This is a genomic window from Pseudomonas yangonensis, from assembly GCF_009932725.1.
GTDB lineage: Bacteria > Pseudomonadota > Gammaproteobacteria > Pseudomonadales > Pseudomonadaceae > Aquipseudomonas > Aquipseudomonas yangonensis.
In genome coordinates this window covers 1-883 of the sequence record NZ_BLJU01000107.1, presented here as the reverse complement: position 1 = coordinate 883, position 883 = coordinate 1, and the positions used below count along the sequence as shown (strand labels likewise).

General features: G+C 53.2%; 1 protein-coding gene and 1 pseudogene. Both read left to right on the top strand.

Annotation, left to right across the window (positions count from 1 at the left end):
* On the top strand, positions 1-517 hold a 517-nt coding region (locus tag GYB81_RS25390), incomplete at its 5' end, for a TIGR04211 family SH3 domain-containing protein (RefSeq protein WP_161897990.1).
* A gap of 63 nt (positions 518-580) precedes the next feature.
* A pseudogene (locus GYB81_RS23690) lies at positions 581-883 on the top strand (multifunctional CCA tRNA nucleotidyl transferase/2'3'-cyclic phosphodiesterase/2'nucleotidase/phosphatase); the annotation flags it as partial.

Below are 883 nucleotides of genomic sequence, written 5' to 3'. Positions count from 1 at the left end.
GCAGAGGACGGCATACGAGTTTCCTCTACGTCTCGTGGGCTCGGTTAACGCCGGCGAGGAAGTGACCTTATTGCAAACTGACGCCAACACCAATTATGCCCAGGTGAAAGACAGCTCTGGCCGTACCGCCTGGATCCCGTTGAAACAACTTAGCACTGAGCCAAGCCTGCGCTCCCGTATGCCAGATCTGGAAAATCAGGTCAAAACCCTGACCGATAAACTCACCAATATCGATAACACCTGGAATCAGCGCACCGCAGAAATGCAGCAAAAAGTGGCGCAGAGCGACAGCGTGATGAACGGGTTAAAAGAAGAAAATCAGAAACTGAAACACGAGCTGATTGTCGCGCAGAAAAAGGTCGATGCCGCCAGCGTACAGCTGGATGACAAGCAGCGCACCATCATCATGCAATGGTTTATGTATGGCGGTGGCGTGCTGGGGCTTGGCTTGCTGCTCGGTCTGGTACTGCCGCGCCTGATCCCAAGCCGCAAACGCAAAGATCGCTGGATGAACTAAATCGCCTTCTTCGTTGTACTGTCTTATTATTAGGAATTGTGTATTTGACGAAGGGATGATGGCGTGAAGATTTATCTGGTCGGTGGTGCTGTTCGTGATGCGTTGTTAGGGCTACCGGTCAAAGACAGAGATTGGGTGGTGGTCGGCAGTACGCCACAGGGGATGCTCGACGCGGGCTACCAGCAGGTAGGCCGCGATTTTCCTGTGTTTCTGCATCCGCAAACGCATGAAGAGTATGCGCTGGCACGTACCGAACGGAAATCCGGTTCCGGTTACACCGGTTTTACTTCCTATGCCGCACCGGATGTCACGCTGGAAGATGATCTTAAGCGTCGCGATCTGACCATTAATGCGCTGGCCCAGGAC